Origin of the sequence: Bradyrhizobium sp. Ai1a-2 (genome assembly GCF_000426245.1) — a bacterium.
GTDB lineage: Bacteria > Pseudomonadota > Alphaproteobacteria > Rhizobiales > Xanthobacteraceae > Bradyrhizobium.
Genome location: NZ_AUEZ01000029.1, coordinates 73,121 through 91,183, shown reverse-complemented (window position 1 = coordinate 91,183; position 18,063 = coordinate 73,121). Strand labels below are relative to the sequence as shown.

The following is an 18,063-nucleotide window of genomic DNA, read 5'->3' as shown; positions in this document are numbered from 1 at the left end:
GCACTCTGCGCGACCCAACCGTAACCACGACAAGACGATCGATCCGCCCCTGCGATCAGCGGCTGACCGTTGTGGTCAACGCCAAGGACGCCCTATGGCGCCAAGCCCGGCAGATCGAGCCCGTTCGCGCGGGCACATGCAATCGCACTTTCATAGCCCGCATCGGCGTGCCGCATGACACCGCTCGCCGGATCGTTCCAGAGCACCCGTTCAATCCGGCGTGCCGCCTCCGGGCTTCCGTCTGCGACAATCACCATTCCGGCGTGTTGCGAATAGCCGATGCCGACGCCCCCGCCATGATGCAGGGAGACCCATGTCGCGCCGCTGGCACAATTCAGAAGAGCATTGAGCAGCGGCCAGTCTGATACTGCATCAGAACCGTCGCGCATCGCTTCCGTTTCCCGGTTCGGACTTGCAACCGAGCCGCTGTCGAGATGGTCGCGACCGATCACGATGGGCGCCTTCAGTTCGCCGCGTGCCACCATCTCGTTGAAGGCGAGGCCCAGCCGGTGGCGGTCGCCAAGACCTACCCAGCAAATCCGCGCCGGCAACCCCTGAAACTTGATCCGGGCTCTCGCCATATCGAGCCAGTTGTGCAGGTGCTTGTCCTCGGGCATCAACTCCTTGACCTTGGCATCCGTCCTGAAGATGTCGTCCGGATCACCCGACAGCGCCGCCCACCGGAACGGCCCGACGCCCCGGCAAAACAGCGGACGGATATAGGCCGGAACGAAGCCGGGAAAATCGAATGCGTTCTGCAGTCCCATATCCTTCGCCATCTGACGAATGTTGTTGCCATAGTCGAGTGTGGGAATTCCTTGGACATGGAAGTCCAGCATGGCCTTGACGTGATCGACCATGGACGTCTTGGCCGCGGCTTCGACCGCCTTCGGATTGCTGGCGCGTCTTGTCTCCCACTCGGCAAGCGACCACCCCTTGGGCAGGTAGCCATTGATGGGATCGTGCGCGCTGGTCTGGTCGGTGACGATGTCGGGCTTCACCCCGCGCCGTACCAGTTCCGGAAAAATCTCGGCCGCATTGCCGAGCAGGCCGACCGACAACGGCTTCTTGCTCTGCGTACTCTCGGCCACGATCGCGAGCGCCTCATCCAGCGTGCTCGCCTGTCGATCGAGGTATCCCGTGCGCAGCCGCATTTCGATGCGGCTCGGCTGGCATTCGATTGCAAGCAGCGACGCGCCCGCCATGGTCGCAGCGAGCGGTTGCGCGCCGCCCATGCCGCCCAGGCCCGCCGTGAGGATCCACTTGCCCTCAAGGCTGCCGCCGTAATGGCGTCGCCCGACCTCGACAAACGTCTCGTAGGTCCCCTGCACGATGCCCTGGCTGCCGATATAGATCCAGGACCCGGCAGTCATTTGCCCGAACATCATCAGGCCTTGCCGGTCGAGCGCGTTGAAGTGATCGAGCGTCGCCCAATGCGGCACCAGGTTCGAGTTCGCGATCAGGACCCGCGGCGCATCCGGATGGGTGCGGAAGATTCCAACCGGCTTGCCCGACTGAACCAGCAACGTCTGGTCGGCTTCCAGCTTGCGCAGGGAGGTAACGATGCGGTCGAAGCTGTCCCAGTCGCGCGCGGCACGACCGATTCCGCCGTAGACGACGAGCTCGCTTGGACGCTCCGCAACCTCCGGATCGAGATTGTTCATCAGCATGCGGAGCGGCGCTTCTGTCAACCAGCTCCTGGCGCTGATCTCGCCGCCCCAGGGCGCGCGGATCGTACGGTCGTTGTCCACTCGGCGGTTCATGACGGATCGCCCTTTTCGGCTGGATTCGAGACAAGGATCGGAAACGGATTGTCCGCAAGCACGGAGAGCGCAGCGGCAGGCAATGCACCGGCTTCGACCAGCGCAGTTGCCTTGGCGAGATCATCGGCCATATAGCGGTCGGCACCCAACGCCGGCACATGCGCGCGCAATTCAGCAATGACCGCAGCAAGCGGAGCGCTGGTCAAATGCGGCGCGCGAAGGGTGATGCCCTGCGCCGCGACCAGCAGCTCGATACCCAAGATCGTCGCCAGGTTGTCGGCCATATCGGACAGCCGGCGCGCAGCGTGTGCGGCCATCGAGACGTGATCTTCCTGATTGGCGCTGGTGGGAGTTGAGTCGATCGAGCAAGCCGACGCGCGCTGTTTGTTCTCGGCATAGAGCGCAGCAGCCGTCACTTCGGCGATCATGAATCCGGAATTGATGCCAGGCTCAGTTGTGAGGAACGGCGGCAGGCCGAAATTCAGCGCGGGATCGACCAGGGTCGCGATTCGCCGTTCGCTGATCGCACCGATCTCCGAAAGCGCGAGCGCAATCTGGTCCGCGGCAAAGGCCACCGGCTCGGCGTGGAAGTTGCCGCCCGAGACGATCTCGCCGGTCTCGACCAACACAAGCGGATTGTCAGTGACGGCATTGGCCTCGATCGTCAGCGTGCGGGCCGCTTGTGCCAGCAGGTCGAGCGCGGCGCCGGCAACCTGCGGCTGGCAGCGCAGACAATAGGGATCCTGCACCCGCTCATCGCCTTCGAGATGCGACTGACGAATGTCGCTGCCGGCGAGCAGCGCCGTCAGTGCCGCGCCGGCAGCAGTCTGGCCGATGTGTCCGCGCAATTGCTGGACCTCGGGACGGAACGGCGCGGTCGAAGCCATGGCGGCATCGACCGAAAGAGCCCCAGTCACCAGCGCTGCGCAGGCCAGGCGGTGGGCGCGCACGACGCCGGAGATGGCGTAAGCCGTGGAGAACTGAGTGCCATTGATGAGGGCGAGCCCCTCCTTCGGTCCGAGCGTCAGCGGCGCAAGACCGGCAGCGGCAAGCGCGTCGCGGCCCGGAACGAACCGTCCATCGAGGATCGCTTGCCCTTCCCCGATCATCACAGCCGTCATATGTGCAAGCGGCGCCAGATCGCCGGATGCGCCGACCGAACCCTGCTGCGGTACCAGCGGACAAACGCCGCGCACCAGCATCATCTGCAATTGCTCGATGACTTCACGGCGCACGCCCGAAGCGCCTCGCCCGAGCGAGACGATCTTCAAGGCCATCATCAGTCGAACAATCGGTTCCGACGAGGCTTGCCCTACCCCGCAGCAATGAGAGACGATGAGATTGCGTTGAAGAATCGCAGTCTGATCGGGAGCAATACGTGTCGATGCGAGTTTTCCGAATCCGGTGTTGATGCCGTAAACCGGCGCGTCTGCACGAGCAGCCTGCGCAACGATATGAGACGCCGCATCGACCCGCGCCCAGAACGATGGTTCGAGCACGACTGAGGCGCCTGCGAGCACCCGTGCGAAACCGTCGAGCGTGACCTTTCCCGGCGCGACGACGATCGGCGCAGCCGGAACGCTCATTGCCCCCTCCACACCCGGCTATGCAGGGGATTGAATCCGATCCGGTAGACGAGCTCGGCAGGCCGTTCGATGTCCCAGATCGCGAGATCACACCATTTGCCAGCCTCGAGCGTGCCTGTTTCACCCAAAAGGTGCAGCGCACGCGCGCCCTCCCGTGTCACGCCGGCAAGACATTCGGCGACGGTCATCCGGAACAGCGTCGCCCCCATGTTCATCGTGAGCAGAAGCGACGTCAGCGGCGAGCTGCCGGGATTGCAGTCGGTCGCCAAGGCCATCTTGACGCCGTGGGCACGGAAATGCTCGATTGGCGGTTTCGTCGTCTCGCGGATGAAATAGAAGGCGCCCGGCAACAGGACCGCAACCGTACCCGCCGCCGCCATCGCTTGAGCCCCGGCCTCATCAGTGTGCTCCAGATGATCGGCGGAAAGGGCTGAATATTCCGCGGCAAGCGATGCGCCGCCGAGGTTCGATAGTTGATCGGCGTGAAGCTTGACCGGCAAACCAAGGGCCTTCGCCGCCTCGAACACGCGCGCTGTTTGATCCCGCGAGAACGCAATGCCTTCCATGAACGCATCCACGGCATCCGCAAGTCCCGATTGCGCCACCGCCGGCAGCATCTGTTGGCAAACCAGATCGATGTAGCGATCCTTGTCGCCGGAAGCTTCCGGCGGAAGGGCATGTGCGCCAAGAAAGGTCGTGCGGACCGCGATCGGTCGGGCGCGGCCAAGTGCACGCGCGGCCGAAAGCTGCCGCGTCTCGGTCTCGGTGTTGAGGCCGTAGCCGGACTTGATTTCGATCGTCGTGACACCCTCGCGGATCAGCGCGTCGAGCCTCGGCAGCGCACCGGCGACAAGATCGGCCTCGCTCGCGCTTCGAGTCGCCGCAACAGTGGAGACGATGCCGCCGCCAGCCCGCGCGATCTCTTCGTAGCTTGCGCCCTTAAGCCGCAGCTCGAATTCGTGTGCGCGGTTCCCACCGAAGACGAGGTGGGTGTGACAATCCACCAACCCCGGCGTGATCCATCGACCGGCGCAGTCGATCCGCTCGGTCGCGTCGGCATCACCCGGGAAATCGGATTGCGCGCCCGCATAGGCGATCCGGCCATCGCGGGCAGCGATCAGGCCATGCTCCATGACGCCGAGATCCGGCAGATTCTCCTGCATCGTGGCGAGCCGGGCATTGTGCCAGATACGATCGAAGCGTTCGGCCATTTGTCGTCCTCCGGTGCCCGAAGCTTGACATATATGTCTAGACATATAATCGTGTCGACGTTCTGTCCAGCCGGCACGAAACATGACAAACCTGCACTTCGCATCCGCGTTGCTGCCGTCGGGGTGGGCCGATGACGTGCGGGTCGTCGTCGCCGATGGGATCGTCGTCAAGCTTGTGGTCGGCGTGGCGCCGGAAGCGCATGACGAGCGGCATCACTTGGCAATCCCGGGGATAGCCAGCCTGCACAGTCACGCGTTCCAGCGCGGCATGGCGGGCCTTGCCGAGACGCGCGGCAACATGGCCGATACGTTCTGGACGTGGCGCGAGACCATGTATCGCTTTGCGCTGGAGATGACGCCGGAAGACGTCGAGAGCGTCGCGACCCTGCTTTATGTCGAGATGCTGGAGCGCGGCTACACGCGGGTTGGCGAATTCCACTATCTCCATCATGATCGCGACGGCACGCCCTATGCCAACGTCGCCGAGATGGCGACACGAATTGCGCAGGCGGCCGAGAATGCCGGCATCGGACTGACGCTGCTGCCGAGTTTCTATGCGCACAGCTCCTTTGGCGGCGCCGCGCCGCATGCCGGCCAGCGCCGTTTCATCTGCTCGATCGACCAGTTTGCGTCGCTGGTTGATGCCTCACGGAACGCCATCAGAACATTGGGCGGAGCCAATATCGGCATTGCCCCGCACAGCCTGCGCGCCGTGACGCCCAACGAACTGGCTGCAATCGTGCCGATGGCACATGGCGCGCCGATCCATATCCATGCCGCCGAGCAAGTCAGGGAGGTCGAGGATTGCGTTGCCTGGTCGGGCCAGCGGCCGGTCGAATGGTTGCTTGAGCATGCGCCCGTCGATCAGCGCTGGTGCCTGATCCATGCCACGCACGCAACGCCGACGGAAGTCGCCTCGCTTGCGAGCAGGGGCGCAGTCGCCGGCCTCTGCCCGGTGACCGAAGCGAGCCTCGGCGACGGCATTTTCCCGGCCCGCGACTTCGTTGATGCCGGCGGCCGATTTGGTGTCGGCACCGATTCCAATGTCCTGGTCGGCGTGACCGATGAGTTGCGCCAGCTCGAATATGGTCAGCGCCTGAAGCATCGCGAACGCAATGTGCTGTCCGGCGGGTCCGGCAGCTCGACTGGCCGTGCGTTGCTCGACGGCGTGCTCGCGGGCGGTGCACAGGCGCTGGCGCAGACCGGCGCGGGAATACAACAAGGCGCGCGCGCCGACATCGTATCCCTCGACATCACGCATCCCTCTCTGGCCGGACGCTGCGGCGATGCCATCCTCGACGGCTGGATTTTTGCCGCTGGCGGGACAGCCATCGATTGTGTCTGGGCGGGTGGACACAAGCTCGTCGCGGGCGGGCATCATCGGCTCCGCGAGCGAGCACGCGCGCAGTTCAACGCGACCGTTCGGAGGCTGCTGGCATGAGCCTCCCCGCCCACAACAACGAGCTTCAGGCCGCGGACAGGCTGACACTCTACAAGCAGATTCGGCACGATATAGAACGCCGGATCCTGACTGGTGAATGGCCTCCGGGTCATCGCATTCCCTTCGAGCACGAGTTGATGGCGCGCTATCGTTGCTCGCGAATGACCGTGAACAAGGCGCTCTCGGAACTGGCGCAGGCCGACCTGATCGAGCGAAGGCGGCGGGCGGGCACATTCGTACGCCGTCCGCAGCATCTGTCGGCGGTGCTCAAGATCGCCGACATTCGCGCCGAGATCATCGCGCTTGGCCGCAGCTATGCGTATGAGCTCATCCAATGCTCGCGGCGTGCGGCGAACGCCGCCGATCGCGCGCGTCTTGGCGTCCGCAAGGCCGGCAAGGTGATCGCCATCGCGTGCCGTCACAGCGCAGACAATGTGCCCTTTGCCATCGAGGACAGGCTGATCGATCTCGACACGGTACCGGAAGCCGCCGCGGCGGACTTTACAATCGAGCCGCCCGGCTCATGGCTGCTGCATCATGTTCCCTGGACGGAGGCCGAGCACACCATCAGTGCCATGGTGGCCGACGAGGGCACTGCGGCCGAACTGGACATTGCGGTCGGCGCACCCTGCCTGGTGATCGATCGATACACCTGGCGCAGCGCACGAACAGTCACCGCCGTACGCCTGCTCTATCCGGGGGAGTCCCACCGGCTGATAGCACGTTTCAAGGGCGGCTGAAGAATGATCGGCGCGGCACAATTCATGCAACGCGACGCAGACATGACTGGTGCAGGGTTCGTCGCGGCGAGCAAGGAACCATTGGGACGCAATCCATAGTTCGGCAGGAGGGGAAGAGCATCATGCGCAGTTTGAAAGCATTCACGGCCGTTTTTGCCTTGCTGGTATCGGCGCCGGCAGTTGCCGACGACGTCAAGGTCGGCATTGGCATCTCGGGATGGACCGGCTTTGCGCCGCTCACGCTTGCGAGCCAGGCCGGCATCTTCAAGAAAAATGGGCTCGATGTGACGCTGAGGAAAATTCCGCAGAAGGATCGGCATCTCGCCATCGCCTCCGGCGACATTCAATGTGCGGCGACCACGGTCGAGACCTGGATCTCCTGGAATGCGAACGGTGTCGCAACCAAGCAGATCTTTCAGCTCGACAAGAGCTTTGGCGCCGACGGCATGGCGGTGCGAAACGAGGTCGCCTCGATCAAGGACCTGAAAGGCAAGACGGTCGCGGCCTCCGCGCCCGGCACGTCGCCCTATTTCGCATTGGCCTGGATGCTTCGGAAGAACGGCCTCTCGGTCAAGGATGTCACGGTGGTGAACCTGGAGCCGGCGGCGGCCGCGCAAGCGTTCGTGTCCGGCCAGAACGATGCGGCGATGACCTATGAACCTTATCTCTCGACCGTACGTGCCGCACCGGACAAGGGCAAGATCATCGCCACCACGCTCGACTATCCGATGGTCATGGATACGTTCGGCTGCACACCGAAATTCCTGACCGACAATCCGAAGGCGGCGCAGGCCTTGGCCGACAGCTATTTCGAAGCCCTCGACCTGATCGCAAAGGACCAGGTGAAGGCGTACGAGATCATGGGAGCCGACGTGAAACAATCCGGCGAGCAGTTCGGCAACTCGGCAAAATTTCTGCGCTGGCAGGACAAGGCCGCGAACCAGAAATTCTTCACGGGCGAATTCCTGACCTTCAACAAGGAAGCGGCGGACCTGCTGCTCGAGGTCGGCATCATCAAGTCTGCTCCGAAGATCGACGATCTCTTTGACGCAAGTTTCATCAAGTAACACCGCTGCACGCCGCGCCGGTTCCGCTTCCCAGGTTGTGAAGCAGGGACCGGTGCGGGTTGCCGCGCTGCCTGGAAGCAATGCCGTGATGCGCCCCTTAAGTCCCGTAACTTCGAGGCAACGCATGGCCTATGGCCTTGCGTTCTTCGTGCTGTTCGTTGCCGTATGGGCCTGGGCGACCTTCGGCGGCTATGTTTCGAAGACATTTCTCGCCAACCCACTGACCATGGTGCAGGAAGGCTTCGAGCTGCTCACCAGGCATGGATTCGCGTTCGATATCGGCATGACAATCTGGCGTGTCGTCGGCGGCTTCGTGCTGGCGGCCCTCGTTGCCGTGCCGCTTGGCGTTCTCATGGGCGCCTACAAGCCGATCGAAGCCTTTCTCGAGCCTTTCGTTTCGTTCGCGCGCTATCTGCCCGCCTCCGCTTTCATCCCGCTTCTGATCTTGTGGGCCGGCATCGGCGAACTGCAGAAGCTCATGGTGATTTTCATCGGCTCGGTGTTCCAGATCATCCTGATGATCGCTGTGACAGTGGGCAGCACGAGACGCGATCTGGTCGAAGCGGCATATACGCTGGGAGCCGGCGACGGCGGCATCATCCGCCGCGTGCTGCTACCCTCCTCCGCTCCCGAGATCGCGGAAATTCTTCGGCTGGTTCTGGGCTGGGCGTGGACCTATGTCATCGTCGCCGAACTCATCGGCTCGTCGTCGGGGATCGGCCACATGATTACTGACAGCCAGGCTTTGCTCAACACGGGCCAGATCATCTTCGGCATCATCGTTATCGGGCTCATCGGCCTGATCTCCGATTTCCTGTTCAAGGCCTTCAACGCATGGCTGTTTCCCTGGAAACTGGCATGACAGCGCTGACGATCGATCAGGTTTCCCGCACTTTTCCCGCGCGGCCGGGCCATGCGCCAACACGGGCCCTCGAACCGACCGATCTCAGCGTGGGCGACAATGATTTTGTCACCATCCTTGGCCCCTCGGGCTGCGGAAAGTCTACCCTGCTCCGTATCATCGCCGGGCTCGACCGGCCGACCAGCGGGCGCATCGTGCTCGACGGGCGCGAGGTCACCGGACCTGGCGCGGATCGCGGCATGGTGTTTCAGTCCTACACGCTGTTTCCCTGGCTGACGGTGCGGGAGAACATCGCGTTCGGCCTGCGCGAGCGCGGAATTTCCCAAGCGGAGCGCCACAAGATCGCGGACGGATTCATCCACCGAGTCGGACTGTCGGGCTTTGAAAATCATTGGCCGAAGCAGCTCTCCGGTGGCATGCAACAGCGCACAGCGATCGCACGTGCCCTTGCCAACGATCCGAAGATCCTATTGCTGGATGAGCCATTCGGCGCGCTGGACAACCAGACCCGCGCGCTGATGCAGGAGATGCTGCTTGGGATTTGGGAACGCGACCAGAAGACCGTGCTGTTTGTCACCCACGATATCGAAGAGGCGATCTTTCTCGGCAGTCGAGTCATCGTAATGAGCGCGCGCCCCGGCCGCATCAAGGCCGCGATTGCGGTCGACCTGCCCCATCCGCGTTCCAACAAGATCAAGACCACGCCCGAATTCATCAGGCTGAAGGAGCGGCTCGTGGAAGAGATACGCACCGAGGCCTTGAAGGTCGCTGCCGACACCTGACAAGCGCGCCATGGACCGTCGGCGACGTTGCCTATCGAGGCCGAGACGTCGGAAGGTGCCGGCGGGCGTCGGAACACTCTGAGCTGCACTGACGACATGTAGCGCGGCCAGATTGACGTTGCCTGACACGCCGGCTGCTCGACCATGCTAACGGCTCTGCCCAACCGGCCATAGCGAGCCTCGCCGCCATCCCTCTCGCAAGCGCTGATCCCAGGCGGCACTATCCCTTCTCCATCGGGCTCCCCAAGAGGAGCATAAAATCGTACATTTGCAACGCATGGTGCTGTTTTTAACGCGGCTCCTCATCGACGTGAGGATGCCCATCGCGGTCAGGGAGCGATCTTGGACATCGTCCTAGTATTTCAGTTGGCGGCAGCGATCTTCATTGCGTTAGTCGTCGCATACAACATTCTTCATTACGTACTTTTTCTCTTGGTGACTCAACCGAAGGACGCGAGCAAGATCGGCCACGAGCTGAATCAGTTCGAGCAGCGCCAACTGATCGAGTGGACGCCGAAAGCGAACGACTTTCTCAAGCACGATGACGAGAAACGTACATATGATGACGTGTTCGGCGCCTATCGCGACGAGCAAGCGAACTACAGCACGTGTGTGTTTCCCAGAGCGGCATTTTCGCGCCCTTACGAAGCCGAATTCGTCCTTCTCAAGCTGAAGGACGGGATGCGGTTGTTGGACCTGGGGTGCGGATCCGGCGCGGCGGCTGAATACCTTGCGCGGCGGCGCAACATCGAGGTTGTGTGTGTGACCAATTCATCAGTGCAAGCGGACATCTGCCGGCGGAAATTTGCGAACCTTGGAGGGCGTGGACAGGTGATCGTCACGGACTTCGACAGCCTCGATCTCCCGAATGAACGTTTTGATGCCATCTATGCGCTCGAGTCGATAGGCTACACCAAAGACTTGGACGCTTGGCTTGCGCGATGTTGGCGAATGCTCAAGCCCGGAGGTCGGCTGCTGATCCGCACACCGGGGTCGCTTGATCATTGTCGCCGTGAGGAGGATTATCTGAGCGTCACCGCCTTCTTCGAAAACTGGCGCTACAATTTTGTCGGCGCCAATCTTCTCGTCTACAAGATGCGCCAACTCGGCTTCAACCCGATTCGTTATCGACGCTTGCCATTCTGGGCCTGGTGCATCACCTGGAATTTCGTTCAACATCTGCTGTTGTGGAAGTATCGGCTCAAGATGCGCACATTCGTGGAATTGGAACGGATCATTTGGCGCACGTCGAAAGTATTTGTGTTTGGCAACCCGTATAACACAGTGCTGGCCACCAAGCCCAAGGCAGGACGGGTCAACGACGCGGCTGCCCCTCAAATGGCAGTTGCTGCTTGTGCTGAGACTTCTCGCGTCGTTGCCGCGAGGTCGCATTTTGACCCAACTCGGAAATGAGCGGACGCCCCGGCGCTCGAGCTCGCACGGTGACTGTTACAACCCAAGAGACGCCGGCACGTGCCGTCATTTTTCCAGAAGCTGCCGCCCTGATTGGTAGGGATCCACTGCAGCTATTCGATAGGCGGTCGCTTGGTATGCCAGTCCGTGATCGACTGATACGCGTGTGCGGCGCGGACGATCACATTCTCGGACAGATGTGATCCGACGAGTTGCATGCTAAGCGGCATCCCGTCAGACGCCATCCCCACAGGCATGGTGATCGTCGGACTTCCACTGAAATCGAACACGGCGGTGAACCGCAATATGCTCAGCAGCACATTCGGATCCGCCCCATACTCGCTCATCTTCCCCAGCGTCGGAATGGGGACCGGCATCGTCGGAATGAGCAGAAGGTCAACATCCTCGAACAGCGCAGCCAGGCTGCCGGAGAACCTCAGCCGTTCGTGATGAATGGCCGCCACCTCCACCCCGCTGACGGACCTGCCCTGCTCGATCAATTGTGCGAGGTCCGGACCATATTCCGACTTTCGTGAGGGATACGTATCCAAGTGAGCTTCGGCGGTCTCCACCGAGCACATTGGGATCCACAGGCTGACCAGCTTCTCATATGAGGGGAAATGCACTTCGCGGATCTCTGCACCGAGGTCCCTCAAAGCCCGTTCAGCATTCAGCAGAGCGGCCACGACCTGCGAATCTATGCCCTCTCTGGTGTATTTTCGATCCACGCCGATCCTCAGCCCTCTGATGCCGTCACCGAGCCCGGTCAAATAATTCGGTACGGGCGCCTGCAACGTCGTCGGATCGTTCGGATCGGCGCCGGCGATGACGCCCAGCATCGCCGCCGCATCGGCAGCGCTCCGGCACATTGGCCCGACATGATCGAGGGAGTCGGCCAACGGGAAGACGCCGTGCCGGCTGACTCGGCCCCAGGTCGGTTTGATTCCCGTCAGTCCGCATGTCGCAGATGGAAAGCGGATGGAGCCACCGGTATCACTGCCGATCGCCCCATAGCAAAGACCGGCAGCGGTCGCGACGCCAGACCCGGTCGAGGAGGATCCAACCCAATAGTCGACGTTCCATGGGTTGAGCGGCGCCTGATCGTCCGGGTGATGGCTCGTATACGCGCCTTCCGTCATCTTGAGCTTTCCGAGCGTCACGGCGCCGCCTCGCTCAAGCCGATCCACCACCGTCGCACTGAAGGACGGCACGAACTCTGCGTGAATTTTCGTACCGCCCGCGGTTGGTGCAAACGTCGTGTAGCACAGATCCTTAAGTCCGATTGGAACGCCATGAAGCGGTCCTCGCGAAATTCCTCTCGCAATCTCGCTGTCGTACTTCCTGGCCTGCTCCATCGCCCGCTCCGCCAGGAGATGGGCATAGCCATGAAAGCGTCGGTCGAGCTTCTCGATGCGGCTCAACATCGCTTCGGTTACTTCTGAAGGCAGAACCTCTCCCCGACGGTAGAGGTCCGAGAGTTCGGTGATCGATTTGTAGTACAGTTGGTCCGCAGTCATGCTGACACCCTCTCTTGTCTGAGTTCACTTTCTCACAGCGATGAAGGTGAGGCGCCTCACCGTCTCTCGGTGTCTGCGCTGAGCTCGCCAGCGGTCGCGAGCGCTTTGGGCAGTCCGATGGAGCCTAGAACTGAACGCCGCGTGTCAAGGCACCGTCCACGACCAGGTTCGTTCCCGTGATGAAGCTGGCAGCCCGGCTCGCAAGAAACACGACGGCGTTCGCCATCTCCTGCGGCGTGCCCATCCGTCCCGTTGGATTGAGCGCGAGCGCGGTCTTGTAGAGCTCGGGATTGTTGTCCTTGATCATGTTCCAGACCCCGCCTTCGAAGTAAGTGTTGCCCGGAGACACGGAATTAGCGCGTATGCCCTTCGCGGCGAGCTGATAGGCCAGGCCCTGCGTGTAGTGGATGATCGCCGCCTTGAAGGTGCCGTAGGGGCCGCTCGCGAAGTCGACCTCGCGTCCCGAGACGCTGGAGATGGTCACGATCGCAGGCGCGCTGCTCTTTTCCAGATAGGGCATCGCGGCATTTACCAGGCGGACCGTTCCCATCATGTCGGTGGAGAATTCCTTCCCCCAGCTCTCCTCGTCCTGCCCTATCGAGAGCGCGCTGACATTAGCGACGACGACATCGACGCCGCCGAGGTTCGATGCCATGTCGCTCACCCACGCCTTGAGCGCTGCACCATCAGACACATCGACCGAACTGCCAAACGCCGCAACGCCCTTTTCCCTGAGGGCGGCGACGGTGCTGTCGACGTTCGCCTGGTTACGCGCGCAAATTCCGACATTGGCGCCCTCAGTAGCGAAAGTCTCGGCGATCGCCCTGCCGATCCCCTTGGTGCTGCCCGTGACGAGAACGTTGGCTCCTTTAAGGCCTAAATCCATGTTCGTCTCCCTCCCTGATCATTCTCGACTTCAAATGGCACGCTGATGAACAAGACGCGTTCTCAAAAAACGGCGGATCAGCCTCACAACAACAGTTGCGCGCGGACGCTGTCGGCGTTGACCTCCTCGCCGGCCAGTGATCGCGTGATCTTGCCTTTTTCCATGATGTAGCAGCGCTCGGCGATCTCCAGGATCGTATCCAGATTCTGCTCGACGAAAACGATCGTCGTGCCGAGTTCTGCCCGGAACGATTTCAGCGCATCGCAGATGTGCTGGACGATCGACGGCTGAATGCCCTCGGATGGCTCGTCGAGGATCATCAGGGCCGGGTTGCCGATCAGCGCCCGGCCGATCGCGAGCTGCTGTTGCTCGCCGCCCGACATGGTGCCGGCAACCTGACGCCGCCGCTCCTTCAGCCGCGGAAAATACTCGTAGACGAGCTCCGGCAGCTTCCTGCCCTCGGGTCCGCCGATCAGTTCGCCGACCTGCAGGTTTTCCTCGACGCTCATCTGCGGAAACACATCTCGCCCCTGCGGGATGTAGCCGAAGCCGGCGCGCGCCCGGGCGTCAGCCTGCAACTGGGTGACATCCTTCTCCATGAAGGTGATGGTGCCGCGCCACGTCTCCAGAAGGCCGATCAGGCATCGCATCAGCGTCGACTTGCCGACGCCGTTCCGACCGATCACGCCGACGATCTCGCCGCGGGACACCGACATGCTCACGCCCTGCAGGATCGGCGTGGCGCCGTAGCCCGCCCAGAGTTCCGAAACGTCCAGAATCCGATCAGTGGGCATGCGTCTTACCCAGGTAGATTTCAGCGACCTTCTCGTCCTGAATGATGGTCTCCAGACTACCTCGCGCAAAGATCTTGCCAAGATGCAGCACGGTCACGCGCTGTGCGATCTGGCGGACGAACGCCATGTCGTGCTCCACGACGAGCACCGTCATGCCCTCGGCATTGAACGACTTGATGAGTTCGCCGGTCTTGAACGTTTCCTCCGGCGACATGCCGGCCGTCGGCTCGTCCAGCAATAATAGCTGCGGCTGCAGCGCCAGCGCCATGCCGATCTCGAGCCATTGCTGCTGGCCGTGCGAAAGCGCCCCCGCCAGTTTGCCGCTCTCTGACGCCAGATCGAGCAGCGTGAGCAGCCGCTCCTCCTCGACGTCGCGTTCCGCGCCGGAGAAACGCGCCTGCAGTGCGATCTGGATATTCTGCCGGACCGGCAGCTCCTTGAACACGCTCGGCGCCTGCATCTTGATGCTCATGCCGCGCTGCACCCGCGCAAACGGACGCTCTTCGGTGATGTCGATGCTATCGAAGAAGATGCTGCCCTTGGTCGGCGGATAGAGCCCGACGATCAGCTTGAACAGCGTGCTCTTCCCGGCCCCATTTGGACCGATCAGGCAGTGAACCTCCCCGGCATTGACAGTCAGATCGACATCGGAGACGGCCGTCAAACCACCGAAGCGCTTCGTCACGCCCTTGACATCGACAAGCGTCATCTCAGGCCTCGTCCGATTGCAGGCGGCCGGTTTCCGCCACAGCGGAATTCGCGTCGCCCCGCCGACGCCTGGTCCATCGATCAACCACAAGCTTGCCGACACCGAGCACGAACCCCTGAGGCGCCAACATCACCGTGGCGAGCAGAAGGGTGCCCATCAGCACGAGCGCGGCCTGCTGGCTATAGACAGTGATGGTCTGGAAGCCGAACAGCAGCAGGAACGAGCCGACCAGCGTCGCCGTCAGATCGCTCCGCCCCGAGAATGCGACCCACACGATCGGCATCGCCGCAGCCGGCAAGCCGATGCTCGACGGAGTGATGAACTGCCCCCATGACGTGTAAAGGGCGCCGCTGAGACCGGCGAGCCCGCTTCCGATGACGAATGTGAGCAACTGATACTTGCGGACGTCGTAGCCGAGCATCTCGGCGCGCTGCGGGTTCTCGCGCGTCGCAACGATCACGTTGCCGATGCGCGAGTTCACCAGCATCCGCAGCGCGATGTAGACGATCACGATGAGCGCCACCATGACATAGTAGAGCGCGGACCCCTCGATATAGAAATCACCGATGGTGAGCGGGTCCATGCCTTTCATACCGTTGAAGCCGTTCAACCGCGCAGTGCCAATGTGCCATTCCGGCCCTGCCGTCTGTCCAAGAAAGAACGCCAGCACCAGCGTCGCCGACAGCGTCACGATGCCGAAGAAGATGCCGCTGATGCCGCCCCAGATCATGAAGTAGCCGAGGATTCCAGCCGCGATCATCGCGATGATCACCGACAGCACGAGCGCGGCGATCGTCGCCGTACCTCCGCCCATATTGATGGCGAGCACACCGTAGGCATAACCGGAGATGCCGAAGAAGAACGTCTGGCCGAACGACAGCATGCCGCCATAGCCCCACATCAGGCAGAGGCCGAGCGCCATGAAGACCCAGATCAGGAAGTAAGAGAAGTTGCCGACATCGTAGGAGTCCGCAAAGACCGGATAGATCAACGCGGCGGCCAGCACGGCGAGAAAGCAGGACCAGAACGTCCGTCCACGTCCCAGGGTCTGCGGACCATCAAGCAGTTTGAACATCACATTCTCGCTCAGCGCCCGCGACGAACCAGCACGCTGGAAAGGCCTTCGGGCAAGACACGGATGATCAGGATCACTGCAAACAACATGCCGATCTGGCCGATGATCTGCCCATAGCTCGCATTCAGGGCCATTCGAATCATTGCCAAAACTACGGCGGCCGGCGCGGTGCCGAGCAGGACATTGGCGCCGCCGACCACGACGGTGACGAAACTTTCCACCACAAACGTTGCGCCCATCGAATCAGCGTCATCGTCGGTGCATAGAGCGCGCCGCAAAGGCCTGCGAGCCCGGCGCCGATGCCGAAACTGATGGCATAGATTCGCCCGGTGCGCGCCCCCAGCGCCTTTGCCATCGCAGCATTTTGCATCGTCGCCCGCGCAATCACGCCGAACCGTGTCTTCATGAAGGTGATGTAGAGGCCGATCAGCACCGCGACCGCGCAGGCGAACAGCACGAGGCGATAGGTCGAGAACGTGTAGCCGCCGATCGCAAAGCTGCCCTCCGGCGTGCCAATCCCCGTTATCGACGATCCCACGATGAGGAGCATCGACTGCGTGACGATCAGGCTGAGTCCCCAGGTGGCGAGCAGAGAATCCAGCGGCCTTTTATATAGCCGCCGAACAATGAGGTATTCGACGGCAACGCCGATCAATCCTGCCGTCACCGCGGCAAGCCCCTGGGCAAGGGCAAGCGGCACGCCGAGCTTCACAAGTCCGACCGTCACATAGGCGCCGCACATGATGAACTCGCCATGCGCCATGTTGATGACGCCCATCATGCCGAACACGATGGCAAGCCCTGCCGCCGAGAGGATCAGAAACGCGAAGACGTCGGCAAACTGATAGAATACCGAGAATAGTTCAGCCGACATCGTCGGTCTCCTGCTCCTTCATCATGGACGCCGCAGCCATGCGGCGCCCATGCAGTCCAAAGTCATGACACAACCGGCGGCTTCACGACTTGTTGGGCAAATGACTCGGCGTGTACTGATCCTTGTCGTTCTTCTTGGTGAGATCGCAACCGATGTCCCCAAGCCAATATGGCTTGATCGTGCCGTAATCCTTTTCGACGGTCACTTCATGCTGGGGACCGACGGAGATCAGGCGCATACGGTGTGACGTGTGCTGGCTCTTCGGATCGATGCAGACCTTGCCCTCGGGCGCGTCGATGCAGGCATCGCCTGTCGCGATCACCTTGCGCATGTCCTCGAGCTTGGTCGATTTCGCCTTCTCGACCAGCGTCTTGTACATGTAGAGCGCGTTATAGGCGTTGTAGCCCATGTCGTTGATGTAGAGTTCATCCGGGAACTTTGCATGCCAGCGCTTCTTGAAGTCGTTGGCTTCGGGCGTATCGATCTCCTCGAACCAGTTTGCGGTCGCATGCATGTTGTTGAGCGCCGGCGGCTTGAATCGTTTATGCTCGAAACCAAGCATAACCTTGATCGACGAGCCCATCGGCAGGTTGAGCTTCGCCGCGGCGGCCTGCTCAAAGAACGAGTCCTGGGCAGCGCCTACATTGATCGTCAGGAGCCAATCCGGCTTCGCCTTCTGGATGTTCTGGATCGTCTGCGCGAACTGTGAGACGCCGAGCGGGATGAATTCCTCTCCGACGACTTCGCCGCCGAGATCCTTCATGATCTTGCGGTTCCACTCCGCCGAAATCTGTCCGAAATTGTAGTCGGCGGCGATGACGTAGACCTTCTTGCCGAACTTCTCGACCATCCAGGGAATCAACGTCGAGAACTGCTGCTCGGGCACCGCCCCCATGCTGATCATGCTCGCGTCGCAGACGCCGCCTTCATACTGGTTGGTGTAGAAATACGGCGTGGTCGTCCGATCGATGATCGGCCGAACGGCCTCGCGCGAAGCAGACGTGATACCTCCGATGAGCACGTCGACCTTGTCGCGGCTGAGCAGACGTCGCGCAAACTCCTGATAGCGGGCATTGTCGCCCTGCGGGTCGAGATGGATGAGTTCGATCTGCCGCCCGAGGATGCCACCGCTCTTGTTGATCTCCTCGACCGCAAGCTGCGAGCCGTGCAATTTCGGCATGCCCATGAACGCAAGATCGCCGGACACGTCTTCGAGCAGACCGACTTTCAACGGCGGCTCGGCTGCCCGAGCAACTCCGAACGCCGCCGTCCCCAGCGCGACGCCAAAAACAGCAGTCCTGAGCAGATGTCCTGATTTCATGGAAATGTCCCCTTGTTGAAAA

Annotated in this window: 15 protein-coding genes and 1 pseudogene; 6 read left to right on the top strand and 10 right to left on the bottom strand. The window is 61.8% G+C overall.

All coding sequences use genetic code 11. The features are described 5' to 3' along the window. Positions 1-92: 92 nt before the first annotated feature. Genes hutU through hutI form a run of 3 tightly spaced genes read right to left on the bottom strand, consistent with a single transcriptional unit; the run spans position 93 to position 4,560 of the window. Entirely contained in the window at positions 93-1,763 is a 1,671-nt protein-coding gene (hutU, locus tag K288_RS0119455; RefSeq protein WP_027581070.1) for a urocanate hydratase, read from the bottom strand. Then, entirely contained in the window at positions 1,760-3,349 is a 1,590-nt protein-coding gene (hutH, locus tag K288_RS45935; RefSeq protein ID WP_051334616.1) for a histidine ammonia-lyase, read from the bottom strand. The genes hutU and hutH overlap by 4 nt, the downstream gene beginning before the upstream one ends. Next, positions 3,346-4,560: an imidazolonepropionase gene (hutI, locus tag K288_RS0119445; protein WP_027581069.1), complete on the bottom strand. Its 1,215-nt coding sequence runs from the start codon at positions 4,558-4,560 to the stop codon at positions 3,346-3,348. The genes hutH and hutI overlap by 4 nt, the downstream gene beginning before the upstream one ends. A gap of 82 nt (positions 4,561-4,642) precedes the next feature. On the opposite strand from hutI, the gene K288_RS0119440 reads away from it, so the two are divergent. From K288_RS0119440 to K288_RS45930, 6 genes are all read left to right on the top strand, one after another. Then, the gene (locus K288_RS0119440; protein WP_027581068.1) at positions 4,643-6,001 is read left to right on the top strand and encodes a formimidoylglutamate deiminase; all 1,359 of its coding nucleotides are present in this window, start codon (positions 4,643-4,645) and stop codon (positions 5,999-6,001) included. Next, on the top strand, positions 5,998-6,741 hold the full coding sequence (gene hutC / locus K288_RS0119435; RefSeq protein ID WP_027581067.1) for a histidine utilization repressor: 744 nt from the start codon (positions 5,998-6,000) through the stop codon (positions 6,739-6,741). The genes K288_RS0119440 and hutC overlap by 4 nt, the downstream gene beginning before the upstream one ends. Before the next feature lie 122 nt (positions 6,742-6,863). Beyond that, positions 6,864-7,808: an ABC transporter substrate-binding protein gene (locus tag K288_RS0119430; RefSeq protein ID WP_027581066.1), complete on the top strand. Its 945-nt coding sequence runs from the start codon at positions 6,864-6,866 to the stop codon at positions 7,806-7,808. Positions 7,809-7,896: 88 nt separating this feature from the next. Further along, the gene (locus K288_RS0119425) at positions 7,897-8,670 is read left to right on the top strand and encodes an ABC transporter permease (protein WP_027581065.1); all 774 of its coding nucleotides are present in this window, start codon (positions 7,897-7,899) and stop codon (positions 8,668-8,670) included. Further along, positions 8,667-9,452 carry an ABC transporter ATP-binding protein gene (locus K288_RS0119420; RefSeq protein WP_027581064.1) on the top strand — a complete coding sequence of 262 codons (786 nt, stop codon included), beginning with the start codon at positions 8,667-8,669 and terminating at the stop codon, positions 9,450-9,452. Before K288_RS0119425 ends, K288_RS0119420 begins: the two co-directional genes overlap by 4 nt. Before the next feature lie 342 nt (positions 9,453-9,794). Then, a complete protein-coding gene (locus K288_RS45930) occupies positions 9,795-10,865 on the top strand; it encodes a class I SAM-dependent methyltransferase (RefSeq protein WP_084799658.1) in 1,071 nt (356 codons plus the stop codon). A gap of 113 nt (positions 10,866-10,978) precedes the next feature. Here K288_RS45930 and K288_RS0119410 read toward each other — a convergent pair whose 3' ends face one another. From K288_RS0119410 to K288_RS0119380, 7 genes and pseudogenes are all read right to left on the bottom strand, one after another. Next, positions 10,979-12,382: an amidase gene (locus K288_RS0119410; protein WP_027581063.1), complete on the bottom strand. Its 1,404-nt coding sequence runs from the start codon at positions 12,380-12,382 to the stop codon at positions 10,979-10,981. 124 nt (positions 12,383-12,506) lie between these two features. Beyond that, entirely contained in the window at positions 12,507-13,268 is a 762-nt protein-coding gene (locus K288_RS0119405; RefSeq protein WP_027581062.1) for an SDR family NAD(P)-dependent oxidoreductase, read from the bottom strand. A gap of 83 nt (positions 13,269-13,351) precedes the next feature. Further along, positions 13,352-14,062, bottom strand: coding sequence for an ABC transporter ATP-binding protein (locus K288_RS0119400; protein WP_084799657.1), 711 nt, complete (start codon positions 14,060-14,062; stop codon positions 13,352-13,354). Continuing rightward, positions 14,052-14,771, bottom strand: a complete 720-nt coding sequence (locus K288_RS0119395; protein ID WP_027581060.1) for an ABC transporter ATP-binding protein — start codon at positions 14,769-14,771, stop codon at positions 14,052-14,054. The genes K288_RS0119400 and K288_RS0119395 overlap by 11 nt, the downstream gene beginning before the upstream one ends. A gap of 1 nt (position 14,772) precedes the next feature. After that, on the bottom strand, positions 14,773-15,846 hold the full coding sequence (locus tag K288_RS45925; protein WP_043160227.1) for a branched-chain amino acid ABC transporter permease: 1,074 nt from the start codon (positions 15,844-15,846) through the stop codon (positions 14,773-14,775). Between the two features lie 11 nt (positions 15,847-15,857). Further along, positions 15,858-16,720, bottom strand: a pseudogene (locus K288_RS45920) (branched-chain amino acid ABC transporter permease). 82 nt (positions 16,721-16,802) lie between these two features. Next, positions 16,803-18,041 carry an urea ABC transporter substrate-binding protein gene (locus tag K288_RS0119380; RefSeq protein WP_051334615.1) on the bottom strand — a complete coding sequence of 413 codons (1,239 nt, stop codon included), beginning with the start codon at positions 18,039-18,041 and terminating at the stop codon, positions 16,803-16,805. Positions 18,042-18,063 lie beyond the last annotated feature (22 nt).

Excerpts from the sequence above, each read along its gene's own strand:
- K288_RS0119400 (WP_084799657.1), bottom strand. The coding sequence starts at position 14,062 with ATGCCCACTGATCGGATTCTGGACGTTTCGGAACTCTGGGCGGGCTAC.
- hutH (WP_051334616.1), bottom strand. The coding sequence starts at position 3,349 with ATGAGCGTTCCGGCTGCGCCGATCGTCGTCGCGCCGGGAAAGGTCACG.
- K288_RS0119410 (WP_027581063.1), bottom strand. The coding sequence starts at position 12,382 with ATGACTGCGGACCAACTGTACTACAAATCGATCACCGAACTCTCGGAC.
- K288_RS45925 (WP_043160227.1), bottom strand. The coding sequence starts at position 15,846 with ATGTTCAAACTGCTTGATGGTCCGCAGACCCTGGGACGTGGACGGACG.
- hutU (WP_027581070.1), bottom strand. The coding sequence starts at position 1,763 with ATGAACCGCCGAGTGGACAACGACCGTACGATCCGCGCGCCCTGGGGC.
- K288_RS0119405 (WP_027581062.1), bottom strand. The coding sequence starts at position 13,268 with ATGGATTTAGGCCTTAAAGGAGCCAACGTTCTCGTCACGGGCAGCACC.
- hutC (WP_027581067.1), top strand. The coding sequence starts at position 5,998 with ATGAGCCTCCCCGCCCACAACAACGAGCTTCAGGCCGCGGACAGGCTG.
- K288_RS0119425 (WP_027581065.1), top strand. The coding sequence starts at position 7,897 with ATGCGCCCCTTAAGTCCCGTAACTTCGAGGCAACGCATGGCCTATGGC.
- hutI (WP_027581069.1), bottom strand. The coding sequence starts at position 4,560 with ATGGCCGAACGCTTCGATCGTATCTGGCACAATGCCCGGCTCGCCACG.
- K288_RS0119430 (WP_027581066.1), top strand. The coding sequence starts at position 6,864 with ATGCGCAGTTTGAAAGCATTCACGGCCGTTTTTGCCTTGCTGGTATCG.
- K288_RS0119440 (WP_027581068.1), top strand. The coding sequence starts at position 4,643 with ATGACAAACCTGCACTTCGCATCCGCGTTGCTGCCGTCGGGGTGGGCC.
- K288_RS0119420 (WP_027581064.1), top strand. The coding sequence starts at position 8,667 with ATGACAGCGCTGACGATCGATCAGGTTTCCCGCACTTTTCCCGCGCGG.
- K288_RS0119380 (WP_051334615.1), bottom strand. The coding sequence starts at position 18,041 with ATGAAATCAGGACATCTGCTCAGGACTGCTGTTTTTGGCGTCGCGCTG.
- K288_RS0119395 (WP_027581060.1), bottom strand. The coding sequence starts at position 14,771 with ATGACGCTTGTCGATGTCAAGGGCGTGACGAAGCGCTTCGGTGGTTTG.